We start from the raw sequence: 18,385 nt of genomic DNA, 5'->3' as shown, positions 1-18,385 counted from the left end.
TGGCCGGGGGTCACCCGGCCGGAGCGCTGCGCTCACGCCGGTAAATCGGTAACGTGATCCCATCGCAGGCGGTGAACAGCAGCCGCCGGCTCCATCTCGCCCCCGCTGGAGGAACCGGTGACCGCAAACCTGGCCGACATCGCCGTCGTCGACGCGGCACCCGACATCCTGGTGCGCGTGCGCGGCGAGGTCGACATGTCCAACGCCCCCGCCCTGCGCGCCGCCATCGGCGACGCGCTGGCGGAGCACACCGCGCGCCTGGTGATCGACCTCGGCGAGTGCGCGTTCTTCGCCTCGGCGGGCTTGGCGGCGCTGACCGCGGCGGCGCAGCGCTGCGAGCAGACCGGCATCGAGTACGCCGTGGTGGCCCCCAGGGGCGGCGCGCCCCGCCGGGCGATCGAGCTGACCGCGCTCAACCAGGTCTTCGCGGTGCTGGACAGCTCCCCCGCCCGGGCCAACGCCTGACACCCCCTGGTCCATAGTGGACCGCCAGCGCCGACGGCGCGGCGATCGGCCTCACCCTGCCGATTCACCCTGACACCGCGGCACCCCCTGTGGTTCGCTTGACGGCACAACGTCGCGGACCCGGGAGGCGACCATGCGGGGCACCCTCGTTCACTCCTACCTCTTCCTGCGCCGGGCGATCGGCGTCATCGGGTTGCTGTTGCCGGTGGTGCTCATCGTCGGGGGCCTGCTCGCCGATGGCGGGTTGGCCGGCTCCATCAGCGGCTACTACCACGGTTCGCTGCGGGACGTCTTCGTCGGTGCCATGTGCGCGGTCGGGGTCTTCCTGATCTCCTACCGGGGCTACGACCGGGTGGACGAGGTCGTGGGCAACGTCGCGGCCGTGGCCGCCATCGGGGTGGCGCTGTTCCCCACCGCGCCCGCGGACGCGGACGGGACCGAACGGGTGTTCGGGGTGTTGCACCTGGTCTTCGCGGGCGTCTTCTTCCTGGCGCTGGCCTTCTTCTGCCTGGTGCTGTTCCGCCGGTCCGACGACACCGCCCCCACCCCGCGCAAGCGGGCCCGCAACGGCGTCTACCTGGCGTGCGGTCTGGTGATCGTCGCGAGCCTGGTGCTGATCGCGCTCTGCGCCCTGCTCGGCCTCGCCGAGGCGCTGCGGCCCGCGCTGTGGCTGGAGACCGCGGCGATCCTCGCGTTCGGCCTGGCCTGGCTGACCAAGGGCGAGGCGGTCCTGGCCGACCTGGAGGGCTGAGGCGGGATCGGGTGGCGCGGGACCCCCTGTCCGGTCGACTGTGCTCATGGGACGGATACTGCAGGGAACGCGAACGGTGTCCGTTTCGTCGGAGCGGAGACCGAAGACCAACGGGGAGCGCACATGACATACCCGCAGCAGCCGCACGACGGCGGACAGCAACCATACGGGGGTCAGCAGCCCTACGGGGGTCAACCGCCGTACGGCGGGCAACAGCCTCACCCGGGCCAGCCACCGTACGGCGGCCAGCCGCCCTACGGTGGTCAGCCTCCCTACGGCGGCCAGCCGCAGCCCGGGTACGGGGGCGGGTTCGGCGCGCCACCGCCCAAGAAGAGCAAGACCGGGCCTGTCATCGCGGTGGCGGGTGTGGTGCTGCTGCTGGGCGTGCTCGGGTTCACCGGGTTCGTCGCGCCCGGGTTCTTCCTCGGCGACGACAACGGCGGCGGCGCCCCGGCTCCCGCGCCCACCTCGTCGACCACCCCGGGCAACGGCTCGGAGAAGGCGGTGGAGGCGCTGGTCGCGGGGTTGGACGAGGCGGACGGCGACGCGCTCAAGGAACTGGAGTGCGCGGACGCCCACTCGCGGGTGGCCAGCGCGATCCGCAGCGTCTCGGCGGTCAAGGGCGCCAAGCTGCTCGACACCGAGGAGTCCGCCGACGAGGTCGTCGCGACCGTCGAGGTCACCACGAGCCGGGGCACCGAGGAGGACGAGCTCACCCTGGTCAAGGAGGGCGGCGAGTGGTGCTGGCAGAAGATCGAGCGGGTCCGCTCCCCGCAGTCGACCGCGGGCAGCCCGTCGACCAGGAGCACCCCCGCGAGCACCAACGGCACGCCCACCGCGGGTGGCCGCGCGGTCGCCCCGGAGGCGCTGGCGGAGATGAGCACGTTCCTCGACAGCCTCAACGCCGGTGACGGCGCCAAGGCCGCCACGCAGCTCTGCGACGAATCGATCCTCACCCGCGACAAGCTCGACGAGATCATCGGCTACCAGCCCAGCCTGTCGATCGACGCCGCGCAGGAGGGCGTCTCCTCCGGGGACAGCTCGTTCCAGCTCTACCTCAAGGGCACCGCGAAGGGCCAGCAGATCAACGGCCCGTCGGGCAACCTCTGGGTGACCAACTACGACGGTCCGTGGTGCGTGCACAACCTGCGCGTGGTCGTCATCTGAGCCGGACGCGCTGTCGAGCCCGGTCCCAGCTCGCCCCGCGGCGTTCCCGGGGCGAGCGAGACGCCCCGGGAACGCGACATCCTCTAGGCCACGCGCTCGAGCGCGGTGTAGTAGCCGCCGTTGTGGCCCGCGGCGTTGGGGTGGTAGGACTCGTCGATCGGGAAGGTGACGCTGTTGATCCAGCGGGCGCCGGAGGCGCAGATCTCGTGGCCGGAGAACGCCGCGCGGCCGTCGACGAAGGTGAACCCGTGGGCGGCGGCGCGGGCCGAGATCACCGAGGCGAGCACGTCGGCGGACTTGTTGATCGCCGCCCGCTTGGTCTCGCTGAGGCCGATGGAGCAGTTCCCGCCGATCTTGTAGATGTGCGGGTAGCCGAGCACGACGACCTTCGCCGAGGGCGCGCGGTCGCGGATGCCGCTGTACACCGCGTCCAACCGGCCCGGCAGGGTCGAGCGGGCGAAGGCCTGGGCCTGGTCGTTGCGGGCGACGCAGGTCGAGTTGGAGCTGGTGTTGCAGGTGATCATCACGTCGGCGAACCCGGCGTCGTTGCCGCCGACCGAGACGGTGACCAGCGCGGCGTCGGCGGTCACGGCCGAGACCTGCTTGTCGAGCACGTCGCCGGTGACCGCGCCCGAGCAGGCCACGAAGGAGAACGCCGAGGGGCTGTTGGCGTTGGCCCACAGTTGGGCGTACGACTTGGCGCTGCGCTTGCAGGCGCCGCTGCTGCCGTAGCTGCCCGCCCCGGTCCCGGAAGCGTAGGAATCGCCGAGCGCGACGTACTTGCCCGCGGCAGCGGACGCGGGCAGAGAGGTCAAACCGACCGCGCAGACGGCCGCCGCGGCCACGACCACGGCGCGCAGGGCAGGGCGGAACAAGCTCATGGGTGCCTCCGTGAGTTACATGGGCCCTCATCTTCCGATCGCTGATCGCCGTCAGGAAGCCCTGTAAGCCCCTGTCTCACGCCATTCAGCCCCTAGGGTGACCCGGAACGCCGCGGAGAACCACGAAAGGTCGGCACGGTGACCATCGAAACGCTCTTGCTCCTCGTCGCGGTCGGCTGCGGGATCTTCGGGTGGACCAAGCTGCGGGAGTCCCACGGGAGCGACCCGTCGGCCGAGCCCGTCGCGGGGACCGAGACATGGACCGTCGAGGAGGTCGAGGCGCTGCGCCAGGGCAGCGTCGAGGTCGCGGGCGAGGGCCGCTTCCGCCGCCGGGTCGGGGTGGCCGGGGCGGTCGAGGCAGGCGCGGATGGTCCGCTGACCACGTCGAGGGGCCGGGTCGAGTGCGTCTGGTGGCGCGTGGAGACCGTCGAGCGCTACTACACGGTGGTCAACGGCGAACGGGTCCCCGGCAGTCGCGTCGTCGGCCAGAACTGGAGCCGCGCCCCCTTCACCCTGGTCGACGGGACCGGCGTCCTGACGGTCCGGCCCGACGGGGCCGAGGTGAGCGGGGCCGAGGAGGTCTTCAGCGACACCGAGCGGGTCGACGACGAGCCCGAGTCGCTGCTGGACCGCCTCGTCGACCGCGAGGTCACCACCGCGCTGGTCACCACCGAGCACGCGCTGCGCGCGGGCGAGCGCGTCTTCGTCCACAGCGAGGCCCACGACCTGCGCGCGGGCACGGTCGAGATCGGCAGGCCCCTCGACGGCGGCCCGTTCCTCATCTCGACGAAACCGGAGTGGGCCGTCCGGGAGACCGCGCGGAGCCGCAACAAGGCGGTCCAGGCGCAGCAGTGGCAGGGGTACGCCCTGATGGGCGCGGGCGCCGCGCTGCTGTTGGCACTGCTGCTCCTCTGACGTCACCGGACGCCGATCGGGTGATGGCCTTATCCTCCGCTGCACGGTGGCGGGGCCCCGCCCGCGGGACGAGGTCGAGGGAGTGGTCGATGCGGCACGTGCTCAGGGGCGTGGTGTTGTTCTTGCTGCTCGCGCTGACCTTGCCCGCGACGGCGGGGCCCGCGTCCGGACAGGACAGTGGGCGGCCCGTGGTCCGGGTCGGCACGGAGGGCACCTATCCCCCGTTCTCGTTCCACGACCCGCGGACCCAGGAGCTCACCGGGTACGACATCGAGGTGGTCGAGGCGATCGCCGAGAAGGCCGGGTGGCGGCTGGAGTTCGTCGAGACGCAGTGGGACGCGGTCTTCCCCGCGCTGGACGCGGGCCGGGTCGACCTCATCGCCAACCAGGTCTCGGTCAACGACGAGCGCCAGGCCAGGTACGGGATGTCGGACACCTACACCTACTCGCGCGGTGTGGTGGTGCGCCGCACGGGTGATGAGAGCATCAAGTCCCTGGCCGACATCAGGGGCAGGACCACGGCGCAGTCGAGCACCAGCAACTGGGCGGGGGTGGCCCGCGACGCCGGGGCGCGGGTCGAGGCGGTCGAGGGGTTCGCGCAGGCGGCGGCGCTGCTGGCCCAGGGCCGGGTCGACGCGATCGTCAACGACAACATCGCCGTCCTGGACTACCTGGCCAGCACCGGGTCGACCGAGGTCGAGATCGCCGGGGACGCGGGCCAGGAGACCAGCGAGCAGGCGCTGGCGTTCCGCGAGGGCGACCAGGCGCTGCGCGAGCAGGCCAACCGGGCGATCAGCGCGCTCAAGGCCGACGGGACGCTGCGCGAGATCTCCCAGCGGTACTTCCAGGCCGACGTGTCGGTGCCCGGCGGCGGCGACGCGGACCTGTCCGGGGGGCGCGGCCAGCGCGGCACGTGGGAGGTCGTGGGCGCCACGGCGTGGCCGATGTTCGTCGGGCTGGTCAAGGTGACCATCCCGCTGACGGCGCTGAGTTTCGCCATCGGGCTCACGCTCGCGCTGTTCGTCGCGCTCGCCCGCATCTCCAACCACCGGGTCCTCTCCGGGCTGGCCAGGGCGTTCATCTCGCTCATCCGGGGCACACCGCTGCTGTTGCAGCTCTTCATCGTCTTCTACGGGCTGCCGCAGCTCGGGCTCAAGTTCTCGCCGTTCGCCGCGGCGCTGATCGCCTTCAGCCTCAACGTGGCGGGCTACGCCGCCGAGGTGGTCCGCTCGGCGATCCTGTCGGTGCCCAAGGGGCAGTTCGAGGCGGCGGCGGCGATCGGCCTCGACTACCCGCTGACGCTGCGCCGGATCGTGCTGCCCCAGGCGGCGCGCACGGCGGTGCCGCCGCTGTCCAACACGCTGATCTCCCTGCTCAAGGACACCTCCCTGGGCTCGGTGGTGCTGCTGACCGAGCTGTTCCGGGAGTCGCAGCTCGCCGCGGCCGAGAGCAACGAGTTCCTCGCCCTGTACGCCTTCGCCGGGCTGTACTACTGGATCATCTGCGTCGGCCTGTCCGCCGCGCAGAAACGACTGGAGACCAGACTGAGCAGGTACGTGACCTCATGACCGACACCACCGAGCACCCCGCCGCGCCCCGCATCGAGGTCCGGGGCCTGGAGAAGGCCTTCGGCGACACCCCGGTCCTGCGCGGCGTCGACTTCGAGACCCCGCGCGGCACCTCGACGGTCCTGCTGGGCCCCTCGGGATCGGGCAAGACCACCGTCCTGCGCTCGCTCAACGCCCTGGAGACCCCGGACAGCGGCATCATCCGCATCGACGACGTCGAGGTCGACTTCGCCCGCCTGCCCGCGGGCAGGGCGGGCCGCCGGGAGGGCGTCCGGCTGCGCGCGCAGAGCGGGATGGTCTTCCAGTCCCACAACCTGTTCCCGCACCGCACGGTGCTGGGGAACGTCATCGAGGGTCCCGTCATCGCCCAGGGCCGCCCCCGGGAGGAGGCCGTCGCCGACGCCAAGGCGCTGCTGGACCAGGTGGGCCTCGCCGACCGCGCAGACGCCTACCCCGCCCAGCTCTCCGGCGGCCAGCAGCAGCGCGTCGGCATCGCCAGGGCCCTGGCCCTCAAGCCCCGGGTCGTGCTGTTCGACGAGCCGACCTCGGCGCTGGACCCGGAGCTGGTCGGCGAGGTGCTGGCCGTCATCAAGGACCTGGCCGCGACCGGCTGGACCATGGTGGTCGTTACCCACGAGATCCGGTTCGCCGAGCAGGTGGCCGACCAGGTGCTCTTCCTCGACGGCGGGGTGATCGTCGAACGGGGGTCCAGCGCCCAGGTCATCGGCGACCCGCGGGAGGAGCGCACGCGCCGCTTCCTCACCCGGGTCCTGGGCCCCGGCTGAGGACCGGGGCGATCAGACGGGGGTCTCGATCGCTTCCGCGTCCACCAGCAGCTTGTGCGCCTCGTCGTAGCGGTCGGGGGCGACCAGGAGGCGTTGCTGGACCACGCCGATGGAGCCCTCGAGCATGGCGTCGTGGGAGTGGGCCAGGTGGTGGTCGATGCCCGCCTCGGCCAGGAGTGAGGCCGCGAAGGACAGGAGGACTGCGTTGTTGGACCTGATGAGCTCGCGCATGTGCACCTCGCCGGTTCGGTCGTGCCCGATGGGGCCAGGATAGCGAGATCCGGCGCGCGCCCGGAGGGGTGCCGCCGCCCGCCGCGGTCGCGGTCGGGCCCGTTCACGCCGCCGCCAGGGCGATCAGCGGCGAGGTCGTGGCGGCGCGGCGGGCGGGCAGGACCGAGGCGAGCTGGGCCAGGGCGAGGGCGCCGAGCGCGACCAGTGCGAGCTGACCGAGCGGGACGGCGACCTCGAACTGGGGGAAGGCCCGCGCGACGAGGGCGCCGTAGCCGATGCCCAGCAGCAGGCCGGGGACGATCGCGCACGTGGCGATCAGGGCCGCCTCCCAGGCCAGGAGGTGGCCAGGGACATGTTCCTGTCACTGGGCACCATCAAGACCCACCTCAGCCGCATCCAGGACAAGCTGTCGCTGCGCAACCGCGTCGAGATCGCCGCTTGGGCCTGGGAGCACGGCATCGTCCCGTAGCGGTGGAAGGCCGCCTAACGCTGTGCGGTCGGGCAGGAGGCGCGGGGCGATCGGCGGGCGGCCGCGTCGGCGGGCCGGACGGTCTGGGTGGCGTAGTCGCGGAGGGTGTGGAGGGTGGGCCGGGAGGGGATGGCGGTGCGGCGGACCCAGTGGCCGCCGTCGACGGTCCAGGCGACTCGGGCGTAGTCGCGGGTGATGCGGGGGTCGGTGTCGATGCCGGTCGTGGTCAGCCAGTGGGAGTGGGCCATGATCATGGTCGGTTGGACGGTGTCGAAGACGTGGTCGCGCAGGGCGGGCATGTCTTGTGCGGCCCAGTGCCGGGCGATCGGGGCGTCGGCCAGGCCGACGAGGTCCACGACGGTGAGGCGGGTGGTCAGGGCCAGGCCGCCGATGTCGGGGGCCAGGACGGTGCCGGAGGCGAGGCCGAGGCGGTCGGCGTAGCCGTCGGCGGCGTGGCCCACCTCGGCGACCAGGCACATCGGGACGGTCGGGCGGGCGCGGAAGTCGCGGACGTCGCCGACCAGCGCGGCGCCGGAGGCGACGGTCGCGACCACCAGGGCACCCACGGCGGGCGCGCGCCACCGCGGGGCGAGGACCCGCACGACACGCGCGGCGGCGGCGACCGTGACGATCACCCCGAGGGTCCAGACCGGGGTGGCGAACCGCTGCTGGCCCATCCAGTCCTGCTCCAGGATGGCGTGCGCGGCGACGGCCAGGCCGAAGGGCACGAGCAGCACGCCGAGCGCCGCCCGAGCGGGCCACGGACGCGCCAGCGCGACAACGACGAGCGCGGTGGCGACCACCACGGGCACCGGACCGAGGTAGCCTGCGAGCTCCACCGGGCGTTCGAACGCGTCCAGGCCAGGGGTCCCCTGCGCCTTGGCCAGCGCCGTGTTCGGCAGCGGCTCCCCGAACGCGGAGATCCGCCACGCCAGATAGGCGCCTGCGGGCAGGGCGAACGCCACGACGCCCACGACGGCGGCCGACAGAACGCGGCGCACCGGCTCGCCACCGCGCAGGAGAAGGACGGCGACCGGGTACGCGCCCGCGTAGATCAGCCCGTCCGGGCGGGTCAGCGCGGCGAGGGCGGCGAGCAGTCCACAAGCGACCGCGGGGCCGGCGCGGAGCAGCCCGCCCGCGGCCACCGCCCGCGCCAGCACCGTCGCGATCCCCGCCGTGGCCAGGGCGAGCAAGCCGTTCTCCAGACCGGACATGAGCCAGACCACCCACGACGGCACGCACGCCAGCACCACCCCCGCCACCGCGGCCACCAGCGCGGGCCGCCGCGTCAGCACCCGGGCGATCGCGTGGAAGCACGCGAACACCCCGAGCGCGCAGAGCAGCGCGAGCAGCTTGGGGAAGGCGACCAGATCCGGGACGCCCCACCAGGAGCCGTGGTCGAACAGCCCCAGCAGGCGGCCCACGACGAGCAGGGCCAGCCACGCCGGGTTCGAGTACCCCTCCACCGGGTCCGCGCCGGGTTGCAGCACCGGGCCGAGCCCCTCGGCGACCGAGCGGGCGTAGGCGAAGGTGATGGCCGCGTCGTCGACGATCCACCGCCCGTACGCCCAGGCGTGCGCCGCGAGCACCGAGCCGGGGACCGCCACCGCCGCGACGGCGCCGAGGCCGCCCGCGCGCCGGGACTCGACGGGCGGTGGCGGCGGTGCGACCGGGCTCCGGTCGAGGACGGGTGCGGGCAGCACGGGACTCATGCGCGCGATTGTGGCCGCGCCCTCGCCCGGGAGGGCGAGGACGCGGCCGCCACTATGGAGTGATCAGGTCGGTCAGCGGGGTGAAGCGGTTCTCACCGCGTGGATTCCCGGTTGAACAACCGCTTCGCCCACCCGTACCCGACGAGTGCGGTGAGGACGCACCAGCCGAGCGCGAGGGCGAGGTGGTCGCCGACCGGCGTGCCCATCAGCAGGCCGCGCAGCGTCTCGATGATCGGGGTGAACGGCTGGTACTCGGCGAACCAGCGCAGCGCCGCGGGCATCGAGTCGGTCGGGACGAACCCGCTGCCGAGGAAGGGCAGCAGCAGCAACGGCATCCCCACGTTGCTCGCCGACTCCACGCCCTTGCTGACCAGGCCGAGCGCGACCGACAGCCAGACGAGGGCGAACGCCACGAGCAGTGCGAGGCCGACCGCGGCGAACCAGCCGCCGGGGCCCGCCGACGGGCGGAAGCCGATGAGCAGCGCGACGCCCATGACGACCACGACGCTGAACATGGTCTGGATCAGGCTGCCCAGGACGTGTCCGGTGAGGACGGACACGCGGGCGATGGACATCGTGCGGAACCGGTCGATGATGCCCTCGGTCATGTCCATGGCCACCGAGATGGCCGTGCCCTGGACCGCCGCGGAGATCGTCATCAGCAGGATCGCGGGGGTGACGTAGGCGATGTACTGGTCGCGGCCGCCGCCGATGCCCGCGCCGAGCGTGCCGCCGAGGACGTAGGAGAACAGCAGGAGGAACACGACCGGCATCCCGATGAGCGTCACGGTCATGGAGGGGTAGCGCGCCATGCGCCGGAGGTTGCGGCGCAGCATCGTGGTGGAGTCGGTCATGGCCAGGGACAGGGTGGTCATCGGGTGGCCGCCTTCGCGGTGTCGGGGTCGCCGGTGAGGGCGAGGAAGACGTCGTCGAGGTCGGGGGTGCGCACGCTGAGCGAGTCGACCGGGACGCGGTCGCGGTCGAGCCGGTCGAGCAGCGCCCGCAGCGAGGCCAGGCTGCCGTCGTGGGGCACCCGCAGCGACAGCGCACCGCCATCACCAGCGCCACTGGACTGGCCCACGGCGCGCGCGGCGGCGGCGAGGTCGCGGGGGTCGGCGAAGCGCAGCAGGACGTGGCCGCCGGGGATGCGCCGCTTGAGCTCGTCGGCGGTGCCCTCGGCGACGATCCGGCCGTGGTCGAGCACGGCGATCCGGTGGGCGAGCTCGTCGGCCTCCTCCAGGTACTGGGTGGTGAGGAAGACGGTGGTGCCGCCCGCGACGAGGTCCCGCACGATCTGCCACATGCCCCGGCGGCTGCGCGGGTCGAGGCCGGTGGTCGGCTCGTCGAGGAAGATCACCTGTGGCGAGCCGACCAGGGTCATCGCCAGGTCGAGCCTGCGGCGCATGCCCCCGGAGTAGGTCGCCGCCGTCCGCCGCCCGGGCTCGACCAGGTCGAACCACTCCAGCAGCTCGGCCACCCTGGCCCGGCCCGCCGCCCGGCCCAGGTGGTTCAGGTCGGCCATCAGGGCCAGGTTCTCCCGGCCGGTGAGCAGGTTGTCGACCGCGGAGAACTGACCGGTGACGCCGATCGCGGCGCGCACCCGGTCCGGGTCGGCCGCCAGGTCGTGGCCCGCGACGCGCGCGCTGCCCCCGTCCGCGCCGATCAGGGTCGACAGGATCTTGACCATGGTCGTCTTGCCCGCGCCGTTCGCCCCGAGCAGCGAGAAGACGGTCCCGCGCGGGACGTGCAGGTCGATCCCGTCGAGCACCACCTGGTCGCCGTAGGACTTGCGCAGGCCGGTGGTGGATATCGCCGGTTGTGTGGTCATGGGTCGAACCCCCTGGTGGTGTGGTCAGGAACGGCGGACGGTGATGTCGCCGTACGAGGTGCTCGCGCGGACCTCGACGGTCTCCTCGGACCGCTCCGGCCCGCTCGCGGCGTCGGTCAGCTCGTTGCGCACCCGGCCGTGGCCGGTGTTGAGGTCGAGCCAGGCGGCGGTGCCCTCGACGACGCCGACCTCCAGGTCGCCCGCGGCGGAGCTCAGCGCGACCGAGCCGCGCACGACCCCGTCGACGCGGATGGCGCCGCACGCGGTCCTGGCGTCTACTGTGGACTCGGCCCGGTCGATGGAGATGTCGCCGTTGGCCGAGCGCACCCGCAGTTCCCCGGCCACCGGGCCCATCTCGGTGTGGCCGTTGGAGTTCTTGACCCGCGCGCAGCCGCCGACCGCGCCGAGGCGGACCCGGCCGGTGCCGGTGGACACCTCGGCGTCGCCCGCGACCGCGCCGACGGTGACGTGCCCCGCCGAGGTGGTCAACCGCAGCGAGTCGACCCGGTCGAGCTGGAAGTGGCCGAGGGACGCCGAGAACCGGCACACCCCCAGCGAGCCGGTGCCGCGGACGTCCCCGGCCGTCACGTCGCTGTGCACGGCTGAGCCCTCGGGCAATTCGATCAGCACGTCGACCGACCGGGTCTTCCTGGAGAAGTCGAGCGCCCGCGCCCTGGGCCCGCGGACGGTCAGCGCGCCGTCGGCGTGCTCGACCCGGGTCTTCTGCGCGGCCTTCACGTCCGAGTCGTCGGACTCGTCGCTCGGGCGCACCTCGACCACGGTGTCGGCCCGGTCGCTCGCGATGAGCCGGACCGTGCCCGCGTAGAGGTCGATGGTCACCGAGATCGGTCCCGGGGTGGCGAAAACAGGCATGGCTGTCCCCTAGTGGTGAGTCGGGAGTACATCCCCGCTGGTGGGAGCGGGTGAGAGTGTGGCGGCGACCCGGGCTAGCGCGCCCAGCCGGTGTGGCGTTGCGGACCGGGCTTGCCCGCGTTGCGCGTCTGGGCGCGCGCGGGCGGCTGGAGCGCGCCCACGGCGGCCCGGACCAGCCAGGCGTTGAGCGACCGCCCCTCCTTGGCCGCCGCCTCCTCGATCGCGGCCTTGAGCTGCTCGGGGAGCCGGACGTTGATCCGCGTCGCGGGACCGTCCTCGATGCCGGCCGGGGGCTCGTCCACCGGCGCGGGCTCGGCGGCGGACTGCTTGACCGGCTGGGTCGTCACGACGAAGTCCGGGTCGCGCCCGCGCAACCGCACCTGCACCGACCCCGGGGCCAGGTCGCGGGTGATCTCGTCGGCCGCGGCCGACAACGCCTCCAGCAACGCGAGCCGGATGGCCGACTCCATCGACACGGTCAGCCGCTCGACCAGCGCGCCTGCCTCGCCGTCCCCGGTCTCGACCGCTGTGAGCAGCTCGCGACCGAGGGAAGCCACATAGGGGGTCAGGTCCATGGCATCACTATGGCACACGCTTGGCACCGCATCAAGCCATCTTGAGCCAAGTTGATGCCATAACGGCTCAGATGACTGGCGCGGTCGTTCCACCGAACACCGCGAGGCCCGGGCCGAGGGCGAAGGGGACTGGGCTAGGTCGTGCCGCAGGGCAGGTCGAGCCACTGCCGCGGGTCGACGCCCGCGCGGACGCGGTCCAGTTCGGCGAGCAGGGTGTCGAGCCGGTCCGGGTGGGCCAGGTACTCCAGGACGGCCTGGTAGAACGCGCTGCTCATGGCCGAGGGCATCAGGTCCGAGGCGTCGAAGCAGAGTTCGGCGCCCCGGGCCAGGGTGCGCGCGATCCGCTTGCCGACGTCGGTCCGGTAGAGGTCCTGGTCGACCAGGCGCTGGTGGACGGAGAAGGTCGTGCCGTCCGAGGGCCACACGCGCTGGCCGCGTTCGCTGGCGAGGTGGGCCATGAGGGCGCGGGCGCCGGGGGTGTCGCGGAACATGCCCGCCAGGTCGGCGGCGACCTCCGACGGGCCGCCGTCGCCCGCGCCGGGGAACGGGAAGAAGCGGAAGTCCCGGTCCGGCCGGGGTGGCCCGCCGGGGCGCTGGGCGTCGGCGTAGCCGCCGATGGCGAACGAGCCCAGGTGGTCCATGGCGCAGCCGGGCGGGTCGGTGACCATGGCCTTGCCCGCGTCGCCGAACGTGGTGAGCAGCGCGGCCGTCGGCCCGCCGCGGACCGCGCCCGGCGGCAGCACGAGTTGGCCCCACCGCTGCCAGGCCGCGCGCACCGCCGGGTCGGTCCAGGCCAGCTCGCCCGCCGCCCAGTCCCGGTAGGCCCGCGGGCCCGCCGTGTGCAGCAGGATGTCCTCGATCCAGTCGGTGCCCGGGAAACCCGAGTTGGGCGGGGCGCCCATGCCCAGGCACCACGGCGTCCGGCCGGCCGAGGTCAGCGCGCGGCTGGTCGCCACCAGTTCGTCCCAGGTGGTCGGTTCGGGGCGGGTGAGGGCCTTCGGGTCGTACCAGATGATGCTCTTCAAGTCGGCCTTCACCGCGACCGCGTACACCGAGTCCGTGCCGAGCCGTTGCAGGCGGAGCCACTGCGGGCTGTAGGCGGCGGCCGCCTCCGCGCGGAGGACGGCGTCGAGCGGCTGGAGGTCGCCCGAGCGGGCGTAGCGCGCGAGTTCGGCCGGGTTGGACAGCACCGCTATGTCCGGCGGGACGCCCTGCTGCACGTCACTGCGCAGCACCTGGTTCTGCGCGCGGGTCCCCTCGTACCGCACCTGGTAGCCCGTCTTGGCCCGGAAGTCGTCGAGCACGCGCTCGAAGGCGACCTCCTCGCTGCCCGTCCACGGCCCGAGCACCGTCACCGTGTCCTGATCGGCGTCCCCGGCGCAGCCGGACAGGCCGACCTGGGCCACCAGCACGGCGGCCGCCGCCAGCGCGACGATCTTCTTGATCACCGGTCCGCCCGTCCCCTCGCCCTGCGGAACCAGTACTCGTCGATGCGCGGCTGCAAGCCGACCACGATCAGGACACCGGCGCCCAGGGCCGACACCAGCACCCCGGCGCCGAGCGCCCCGCTCCACGGCGGTTCCGCGAACCCGGCTCCCGCGGGCGCCGACCGGTCGACCTCCGGCGACGGCGCGACCGGCTCGGTGGACGGCGCGGCCGCGGCGAAGGCGGCCACCGTGTCACCGCAGGTGACCGCCCCCGGGCCACCGCACTGGGCCTGCACGACCTGGACGAGCGTCCGCTGGGCCTCGACGTCCTCGGCCGCCGTGGCGGCCGAACGGGCGTCGACGGCGCGCGCCAGTGCGGCCGCGCTGTCGCCTGCGCCGGACCGGGCCCCGGCCAGGAAGGACATCGCGACGCCCAGGAGCAGCAGCGTCGCGGTGGCGGCGAGCAGGGCGGGGTTCAGCGAGCGGCGGAAGCGGGCGGCGAGGAAGCGCTGCGCCCACCACAGGGCCACGAGCAGGACGAGCAGCGGCGCCGCCCACACCAGCATGACCGCCGGGTGCAGCCAGCCGTCGTCGAGCTGTTCGCGCAGCGCTTCCCGTTGCGCGGCCCCGAGCGCGTCGAGCTGGGCGAGGATGCCGTTCTGGTCGGCGGTGAGCAGGGCCGAGGCCGAGAGCAGGTTGTGCGCCGCGAGCGGGCCGCCCGCGTCCTGCCGGAAGTGTGCGTCGGCCTGCCCGATGAAGCCGTTGTAGGTGGGCAGCAGGCCCTCGACCAGCCGCAGCGTCCGGCTGCCCGGCGCGCCCGCGGCGTTGTGCTCGGCGACCTGGGCCAGTTGCTGGCTGGTCCGCGCGATCTCGTCCTCGTACCGCTCGCCGGGCCCGGTCAGCCGGGCGTGGCCGTCGTCGAACGCCGACACCGCCGCGCGGTGCGCGGACACCAGCGCCTCCTTGGCCAGCGACACCTCCAGCACCGCGGGCGCGGTCCGCTCGCGCACCTCGGCGAGGTCCGACCGGATGCCGAGCAGGGTCGCCAGGGCGGTGGCGAGCACCAGCCCGCTGCCCGCCACCAGCCCGAACCGCAGCCGCGACAGGGTCTTGCGGGTGGTGCTCCTCGGTCCGCCGGTCATGGCGTGTCCCCCGTGAACGCTGTGCCGCAGTGCCCGCAGCACTTCGCGGTGGGCCGCGCCGCTCGCCCGCAGCCGCCGCACGTGCGTGGCGCCCCCGCCTCCTGGACCAGCGGGGAGCGCGGGAGCGGGTTGACGTTGACGTGACTGGAGATCGTCGGCGGCAGGATGGCCGAGTGGCGGTAGCGCGGGTCCACCTCGTCCTTGATCACGACCTGGCCGCCCGGGCGCGCCTCGATCAGCTTCTCGAGCCGGTCGCGGAGTTCGGTGTGGCCCAGCGCGATCGCCAGCCGGTGCGCGGCCCCCCACTCGCGCGCCGCCTCGACCAGGTCGCCGCGGTTGACCGCCACCCAGCCGCCGTCCACCGCCCTGGCCAGCTCGGCCTGGTCGGTGACCTGGGCGACGTTGTTGTCCAGCACGCTGGACAGCTCCAGGTCGTCGGTCAGGTGGCCCACGACCGCGCGCTCGGCGCCCGTCCCGTGCTCGTCCGCGACCACCAGCGCCACCACGCCCAGCAGCCGATCGCGGCCCCGGGTCAGCGCGGCGGTGTCGACGTCCAGGCAGAGGTGGTACTCGCGCTGATCCTGGCCCCAGTCCCCGATGGGCACCTCGATCGCCTCGCCCGCGTCCCGGCACCGCCCGGTCAGGTCCACCAGCGCCGGGAAGACCTGCTTGACGAACCGCAACCCGGTGCGGGGCATGAGCCGCAGCCGCAGCCGGACCTCGGGCGCGGTCCGCCCCATCGCCTGCTCGACGAGCTGCCGGAAGTCGTCGGCGAGCAGGTCGTCGGCGACCACCGCGTCCGCCCGGCCGCCCAGCGCCGAGGCGATGCGCCGCAGCTGCATCGGCTCCCAGTCCGCGCCGATCCCCCTGGCGTCGCAGGCGAACCGGTCCCGGCACCGGTCGAGGGCGTCGTCGAGGGCGCCGGGGGCCTCGCTCTGGTTGTTGCCGTCGGTGAGCAGCACGGCGTGCCGGACCGGGGCCGGGGACCGCTCGAACAGCTCGCGCGCCAGGTCCAGCCAGGTGCTCATCGCGGTCCCGCCGCTGGCGATCATCCCGGAGACCGCCGCCTTGGCCTCGCGGCGGGTGCGCGCGTCGGCCACCGCCAGCCCCGGCCCGGCCGGGTAGACCAGCTTGGCCGCGCCGGTGCCCTCGACCACCCCGAACAGCGCGCCGTCGCGCAGGGTGTCGATGGCGACCCGGCAGGCGTGCCGGGCGGCGTCGATCTTCGTCGGCGGCCAGTCCATCGAGCTCGAGCAGTCCACCAGCAGCACCTCGGCGACCCGCGGCGGCGCGCAGGCGGCCGGGGCGCCTGCCCTGCTCGCCCGGACGGTGACGACGACGTGCATGCCCTGGTCGGTGGGGGCGAGGTACTTGTTCTGGTTGACCTGGACGGCGAACGACAGGCTCGGGTGGTCGCGCACCCGGTCACCTCCTGGTCTTGGGTCTGTGGGAATTCGCCCGGTCCACCAGCACGCCGTGCTCATCGCGGTCGCGGGCCCGTTCGGCGAGCCTGCGCGTGGACTTCTCCAGCAGCGTGCGCAAGCCGTGCTCGGTGACCGGCTCCCCCAGCAGGGCGCCACCACTCCACCCAGGTCCCCCACCGTCGGCGAGGTGGGCGTCCAACGCGGCCTCGCGGACCAGCGCCTCCATGCGGTCCTTGGCGTCGCCGTCGAGGTCGAGCGCCGCCAGCCGCCGCACGGCGTCGGCGAGGTCGGCTGGGCCGGGTGGGCCTGCGGCCAGGCGGCCCACCCTGATCCGCACGGCGGCGATCCGGGCGGCGTCGTGGTGCCGGGAGACGGGTCGCACGTCGTCCAGCACGGCGACGGCGGCGTCTCGGCCCCGGCTGCGCAGGTGGCACCGCGCCAGGCCGAACGCGGCGTTGACCTGGCCGTGGTCCCGGCTCCACACGGCCCGGTGGTGGCGCTCGGCCGTGCCCGTCTCGCCCCGCAGCTCAGCGCAGAAGCCGAGCGCCAGGTTGGGCGCGACCTCGCCGGGCCAGGCCCGGCGCACCTGCGCGAACCTCTCCGCCGCGTCGGCCGGGTGGCCTCGGAGCAGGTCCTTGAGCCCGTGGTGCCAGGCGAGCCGCCAGTCGCGGGCGGCCGCGGCGCCGAGCAGGTCCCTGGCCGCGTCGAGCGCGTGCAGCACGCCGTGGACGTCGCCGAGCGCCACCAGCGCGCGGGCGCGGGCCAGCTGGAGCTCGACCGACGGTTCGCCGAACAGCGACAGCGTCGTGAGCCAGCGCTGCGGGCCGGAGGCGGCCGCGGTGGCGATGAACTCCGCCGCCGGGTCCGCCGGGTCGAGCCGGGGGACGGGCAGCCGCGCGGCGCCGCCCCGGCTGTCGAGCACGAGGGTGTCCAGCGGCCCGCCGAGCGGGTCGCCCGCGACCCAGCGGCCCAGGTCGGGCACCGTGCCCAGTTCCGCGTCGAGCAGGTCGGCGGTGTCCTCGAACAGGGTCGACGGCGTGGGACGGGGGTGCCCGTCGCGCAGGGACAGGACTTCCCGGCGCGCGCCGTCGAGCTGCTCGAGCATGTCCGCCGCGCCTGCGAACCGCTGCTCGAACGGGGCCACCGCGCGGGCTATCACCCGCTCGAGGGCGTCGAGCTCGCCCACCGGCCGGTGCCTGCCGGGGTCGGCGACCGCGGCCAGCAGGTCCCGCAGCGTCCAGCCCACGGTGTGCAGGTCGGAGCGCACGGTCAGGCCGTGCTCGTCGATCTCGGCCTGGGACACCTGGTACGGGCGGGTGCCCACGTTGCGGCCGGACGGGTCGCCGATCGAGCGGGTCGCGCCGAGGTCGATGACCTTGACCCGCTTGTCGCCGTGGATCACGTTCTCCGGCTTCATGTCGCAGTAGAGCAGGCCCTCGCCGTGCATGTACGCCAGGGCCGAGAGAATGGCCCGCCCGTAGACGAACACGTGCTCGACGCGAAGCGGCGGCCCGTGCGACACCAGGTCGCGAAGCGAGCGCCCGCCGACGTACTCCATCACCAGGTAGGTGTCCTGCCCGCCACCGGGCGCCGGGTGCCGCACGGAGTCGGTGACCCGGACGATGTTGGGGTGGTCGAGCCGGACGAGCGCCTTGCTCTCCTGCGCGGCGAGCGCGCGCATCGCCGGGTCGTTGGTGTTGATCACGCCCTTGAGCGCGACGTGCTGGCCCTCGAGAGCGGTGTCGGTGGCCAGGTAGATCCAGCCCTGCCCGCCGCGGGCGAAGCAGCCCAGGATGTCGTAGCGGTCGCCGACCCGCTCCCCCGAGGAGAGCTTGGGCAGGAAGGAGAACGGCTCGCCGCAGTTCTCGCAGAAGCCCTCGGCGTAGGCGGGCTCGTTCGCCGCCGGGTACGCGCGGCCGACCGGCTCCCCGCAGAAGCCGCAGTGCCGGTGCCGCTCCGGGAACTCGGGGTCGGGGAGGATGAGCCGCGCCGGGTCCGGCACCTCGACCGGGGGCAGCGCCTGGAAGTCGTCGTCGCCCCGGTGCTCGGCGCTGCGCCGGGTGATCTCGGTCGTGGACGCCGACAGGTCCGGGCCGGTGCCCGTCGACGTGATCAGCCCGTCGTTCGTCGCCGTCACGTCGTGGGCTCCCGGGGCGTGCCCGCACACCTCGC

19 protein-coding genes are annotated in these 18,385 nt (G+C 73.8%); 7 read left to right on the top strand and 12 right to left on the bottom strand.

Annotation, left to right across the window (positions count from 1 at the left end; translation table 11 throughout):
- Nucleotides 1-117 precede the first annotated feature (117 nt).
- The 3 genes from GCL84_RS19605 to GCL84_RS19595 all read left to right on the top strand — a co-directional run bounded on the left by GCL84_RS19605 (nt 118) and on the right by GCL84_RS19595 (nt 2,383).
- A complete protein-coding gene (locus GCL84_RS19605) occupies nt 118-465 on the top strand; it encodes an STAS domain-containing protein (protein WP_207710094.1) in 348 nt (115 codons plus the stop codon).
- Nucleotides 466-598: 133 nt separating this feature from the next.
- Nucleotides 599-1,216: a DUF998 domain-containing protein gene (locus GCL84_RS19600; protein ID WP_156756973.1), complete on the top strand. Its 618-nt coding sequence runs from the start codon at nt 599-601 to the stop codon at nt 1,214-1,216.
- 123 nt (nt 1,217-1,339) lie between these two features.
- On the top strand, nt 1,340-2,383 hold the full coding sequence (locus tag GCL84_RS19595; protein ID WP_156756972.1) for a nuclear transport factor 2 family protein: 1,044 nt from the start codon (nt 1,340-1,342) through the stop codon (nt 2,381-2,383).
- An 83-nt stretch (nt 2,384-2,466) separates the two neighbouring features.
- On the opposite strand, the gene GCL84_RS19590 is transcribed toward GCL84_RS19595, so the two are convergent.
- The gene (locus GCL84_RS19590; protein ID WP_156756971.1) at nt 2,467-3,264 is read right to left on the bottom strand and encodes an SGNH/GDSL hydrolase family protein; all 798 of its coding nucleotides are present in this window, start codon (nt 3,262-3,264) and stop codon (nt 2,467-2,469) included.
- Between the two features lie 138 nt (nt 3,265-3,402).
- Here GCL84_RS19590 and GCL84_RS19585 point away from each other — a divergent pair, with 138 nt between their 5' ends.
- The 3 genes from GCL84_RS19585 to GCL84_RS19575 all read left to right on the top strand — a co-directional run bounded on the left by GCL84_RS19585 (nt 3,403) and on the right by GCL84_RS19575 (nt 6,532).
- Nucleotides 3,403-4,179 carry a GIDE domain-containing protein gene (locus GCL84_RS19585; protein WP_156756970.1) on the top strand — a complete coding sequence of 259 codons (777 nt, stop codon included), beginning with the start codon at nt 3,403-3,405 and terminating at the stop codon, nt 4,177-4,179.
- 89 nt (nt 4,180-4,268) lie between these two features.
- Complete coding sequence (locus tag GCL84_RS19580) at nt 4,269-5,747, top strand: ABC transporter substrate-binding protein/permease (RefSeq protein ID WP_156756969.1); 1,479 nt, start codon at nt 4,269-4,271, stop codon at nt 5,745-5,747.
- Nucleotides 5,744-6,532, top strand: a complete 789-nt coding sequence (locus GCL84_RS19575) for an amino acid ABC transporter ATP-binding protein (RefSeq protein WP_156756968.1) — start codon at nt 5,744-5,746, stop codon at nt 6,530-6,532. Before GCL84_RS19580 ends, GCL84_RS19575 begins: the two co-directional genes overlap by 4 nt.
- A 12-nt stretch (nt 6,533-6,544) precedes the next feature.
- On the opposite strand, the gene GCL84_RS19570 is transcribed toward GCL84_RS19575, so the two are convergent.
- Nucleotides 6,545-6,763 carry a putative signal transducing protein gene (locus tag GCL84_RS19570; RefSeq protein WP_156756967.1) on the bottom strand — a complete coding sequence of 73 codons (219 nt, stop codon included), beginning with the start codon at nt 6,761-6,763 and terminating at the stop codon, nt 6,545-6,547.
- 103 nt (nt 6,764-6,866) lie between these two features.
- Nucleotides 6,867-7,046 carry a hypothetical protein gene (locus GCL84_RS31030; RefSeq protein WP_407924412.1) on the bottom strand — a complete coding sequence of 60 codons (180 nt, stop codon included), beginning with the start codon at nt 7,044-7,046 and terminating at the stop codon, nt 6,867-6,869.
- 57 nt (nt 7,047-7,103) lie between these two features.
- Between GCL84_RS31030 and GCL84_RS19560 the strand changes: the two genes are divergently transcribed.
- Nucleotides 7,104-7,232, top strand: coding sequence for a response regulator transcription factor (locus GCL84_RS19560; RefSeq protein WP_268891366.1), 129 nt, complete (start codon nt 7,104-7,106; stop codon nt 7,230-7,232).
- Nucleotides 7,233-7,246: 14 nt separating this feature from the next.
- On the opposite strand, the gene GCL84_RS19555 is transcribed toward GCL84_RS19560, so the two are convergent.
- The 9 genes from GCL84_RS19555 to GCL84_RS19515 form a co-directional block, all read right to left on the bottom strand.
- Nucleotides 7,247-8,944 (bottom strand): hypothetical protein, encoded by a 1,698-nt coding sequence (locus tag GCL84_RS19555; protein ID WP_156756965.1) that lies wholly within the window; start codon nt 8,942-8,944, stop codon nt 7,247-7,249.
- A gap of 92 nt (nt 8,945-9,036) precedes the next feature.
- Nucleotides 9,037-9,819 carry an ABC transporter permease gene (locus tag GCL84_RS19550; protein WP_156756964.1) on the bottom strand — a complete coding sequence of 261 codons (783 nt, stop codon included), beginning with the start codon at nt 9,817-9,819 and terminating at the stop codon, nt 9,037-9,039.
- The gene (locus tag GCL84_RS19545; protein WP_156756963.1) at nt 9,816-10,772 is read right to left on the bottom strand and encodes an ATP-binding cassette domain-containing protein; all 957 of its coding nucleotides are present in this window, start codon (nt 10,770-10,772) and stop codon (nt 9,816-9,818) included. Before GCL84_RS19545 ends, GCL84_RS19550 begins: the two co-directional genes overlap by 4 nt.
- A gap of 24 nt (nt 10,773-10,796) precedes the next feature.
- Nucleotides 10,797-11,645, bottom strand: coding sequence for a DUF4097 family beta strand repeat-containing protein (locus GCL84_RS19540; RefSeq protein ID WP_156756962.1), 849 nt, complete (start codon nt 11,643-11,645; stop codon nt 10,797-10,799).
- Nucleotides 11,646-11,719: 74 nt separating this feature from the next.
- On the bottom strand, nt 11,720-12,220 hold the full coding sequence (locus tag GCL84_RS19535; protein WP_156756961.1) for a YlcI/YnfO family protein: 501 nt from the start codon (nt 12,218-12,220) through the stop codon (nt 11,720-11,722).
- A gap of 134 nt (nt 12,221-12,354) precedes the next feature.
- Nucleotides 12,355-13,668 (bottom strand): ABC transporter substrate-binding protein, encoded by a 1,314-nt coding sequence (locus GCL84_RS19530; RefSeq protein ID WP_235926457.1) that lies wholly within the window; start codon nt 13,666-13,668, stop codon nt 12,355-12,357.
- Nucleotides 13,665-14,789, bottom strand: coding sequence for a hypothetical protein (locus GCL84_RS19525; RefSeq protein WP_156756960.1), 1,125 nt, complete (start codon nt 14,787-14,789; stop codon nt 13,665-13,667). The genes GCL84_RS19530 and GCL84_RS19525 overlap by 4 nt, the downstream gene beginning before the upstream one ends.
- Complete coding sequence (locus GCL84_RS19520; RefSeq protein ID WP_235926455.1) at nt 14,786-16,210, bottom strand: vWA domain-containing protein; 1,425 nt, start codon at nt 16,208-16,210, stop codon at nt 14,786-14,788. Before GCL84_RS19520 ends, GCL84_RS19525 begins: the two co-directional genes overlap by 4 nt.
- 4 nt (nt 16,211-16,214) lie before the next feature.
- Entirely contained in the window at nt 16,215-18,350 is a 2,136-nt protein-coding gene (locus GCL84_RS19515) for a serine/threonine-protein kinase (protein ID WP_235926453.1), read from the bottom strand.
- Between the last annotated feature and the right edge of the window lie 35 nt (nt 18,351-18,385).

The organism is Actinokineospora pegani (assembly GCF_009745975.1).
Lineage (GTDB): Bacteria > Actinomycetota > Actinomycetes > Mycobacteriales > Pseudonocardiaceae > Actinokineospora > Actinokineospora pegani.
The sequence above is the reverse complement of the archived record's forward strand: the minus strand, read 5'-3'. Positions and strand labels throughout refer to the sequence as shown.

Bases quoted from the DNA above. Each gene is read 5' to 3' on its own strand.
- GCL84_RS19600 (WP_156756973.1), top strand. From the start codon at position 599: ATGCGGGGCACCCTCGTTCACTCCTACCTCTTCCTGCGCCGGGCGATC.
- GCL84_RS19595 (WP_156756972.1), top strand. From the start codon at position 1,340: ATGACATACCCGCAGCAGCCGCACGACGGCGGACAGCAACCATACGGG.
- GCL84_RS19590 (WP_156756971.1), bottom strand. From the start codon at position 3,264: ATGAGCTTGTTCCGCCCTGCCCTGCGCGCCGTGGTCGTGGCCGCGGCG.
- GCL84_RS19580 (WP_156756969.1), top strand. From the start codon at position 4,269: ATGCGGCACGTGCTCAGGGGCGTGGTGTTGTTCTTGCTGCTCGCGCTG.
- GCL84_RS19575 (WP_156756968.1), top strand. From the start codon at position 5,744: ATGACCGACACCACCGAGCACCCCGCCGCGCCCCGCATCGAGGTCCGG.
- GCL84_RS19570 (WP_156756967.1), bottom strand. From the start codon at position 6,763: ATGCGCGAGCTCATCAGGTCCAACAACGCAGTCCTCCTGTCCTTCGCG.
- GCL84_RS19555 (WP_156756965.1), bottom strand. From the start codon at position 8,944: ATGAGTCCCGTGCTGCCCGCACCCGTCCTCGACCGGAGCCCGGTCGCA.
- GCL84_RS19550 (WP_156756964.1), bottom strand. From the start codon at position 9,819: ATGACCACCCTGTCCCTGGCCATGACCGACTCCACCACGATGCTGCGC.
- GCL84_RS19545 (WP_156756963.1), bottom strand. From the start codon at position 10,772: ATGACCACACAACCGGCGATATCCACCACCGGCCTGCGCAAGTCCTAC.
- GCL84_RS19540 (WP_156756962.1), bottom strand. From the start codon at position 11,645: ATGCCTGTTTTCGCCACCCCGGGACCGATCTCGGTGACCATCGACCTC.
- GCL84_RS19535 (WP_156756961.1), bottom strand. From the start codon at position 12,220: ATGGACCTGACCCCCTATGTGGCTTCCCTCGGTCGCGAGCTGCTCACA.
- GCL84_RS19525 (WP_156756960.1), bottom strand. From the start codon at position 14,789: ATGACCGGCGGACCGAGGAGCACCACCCGCAAGACCCTGTCGCGGCTG.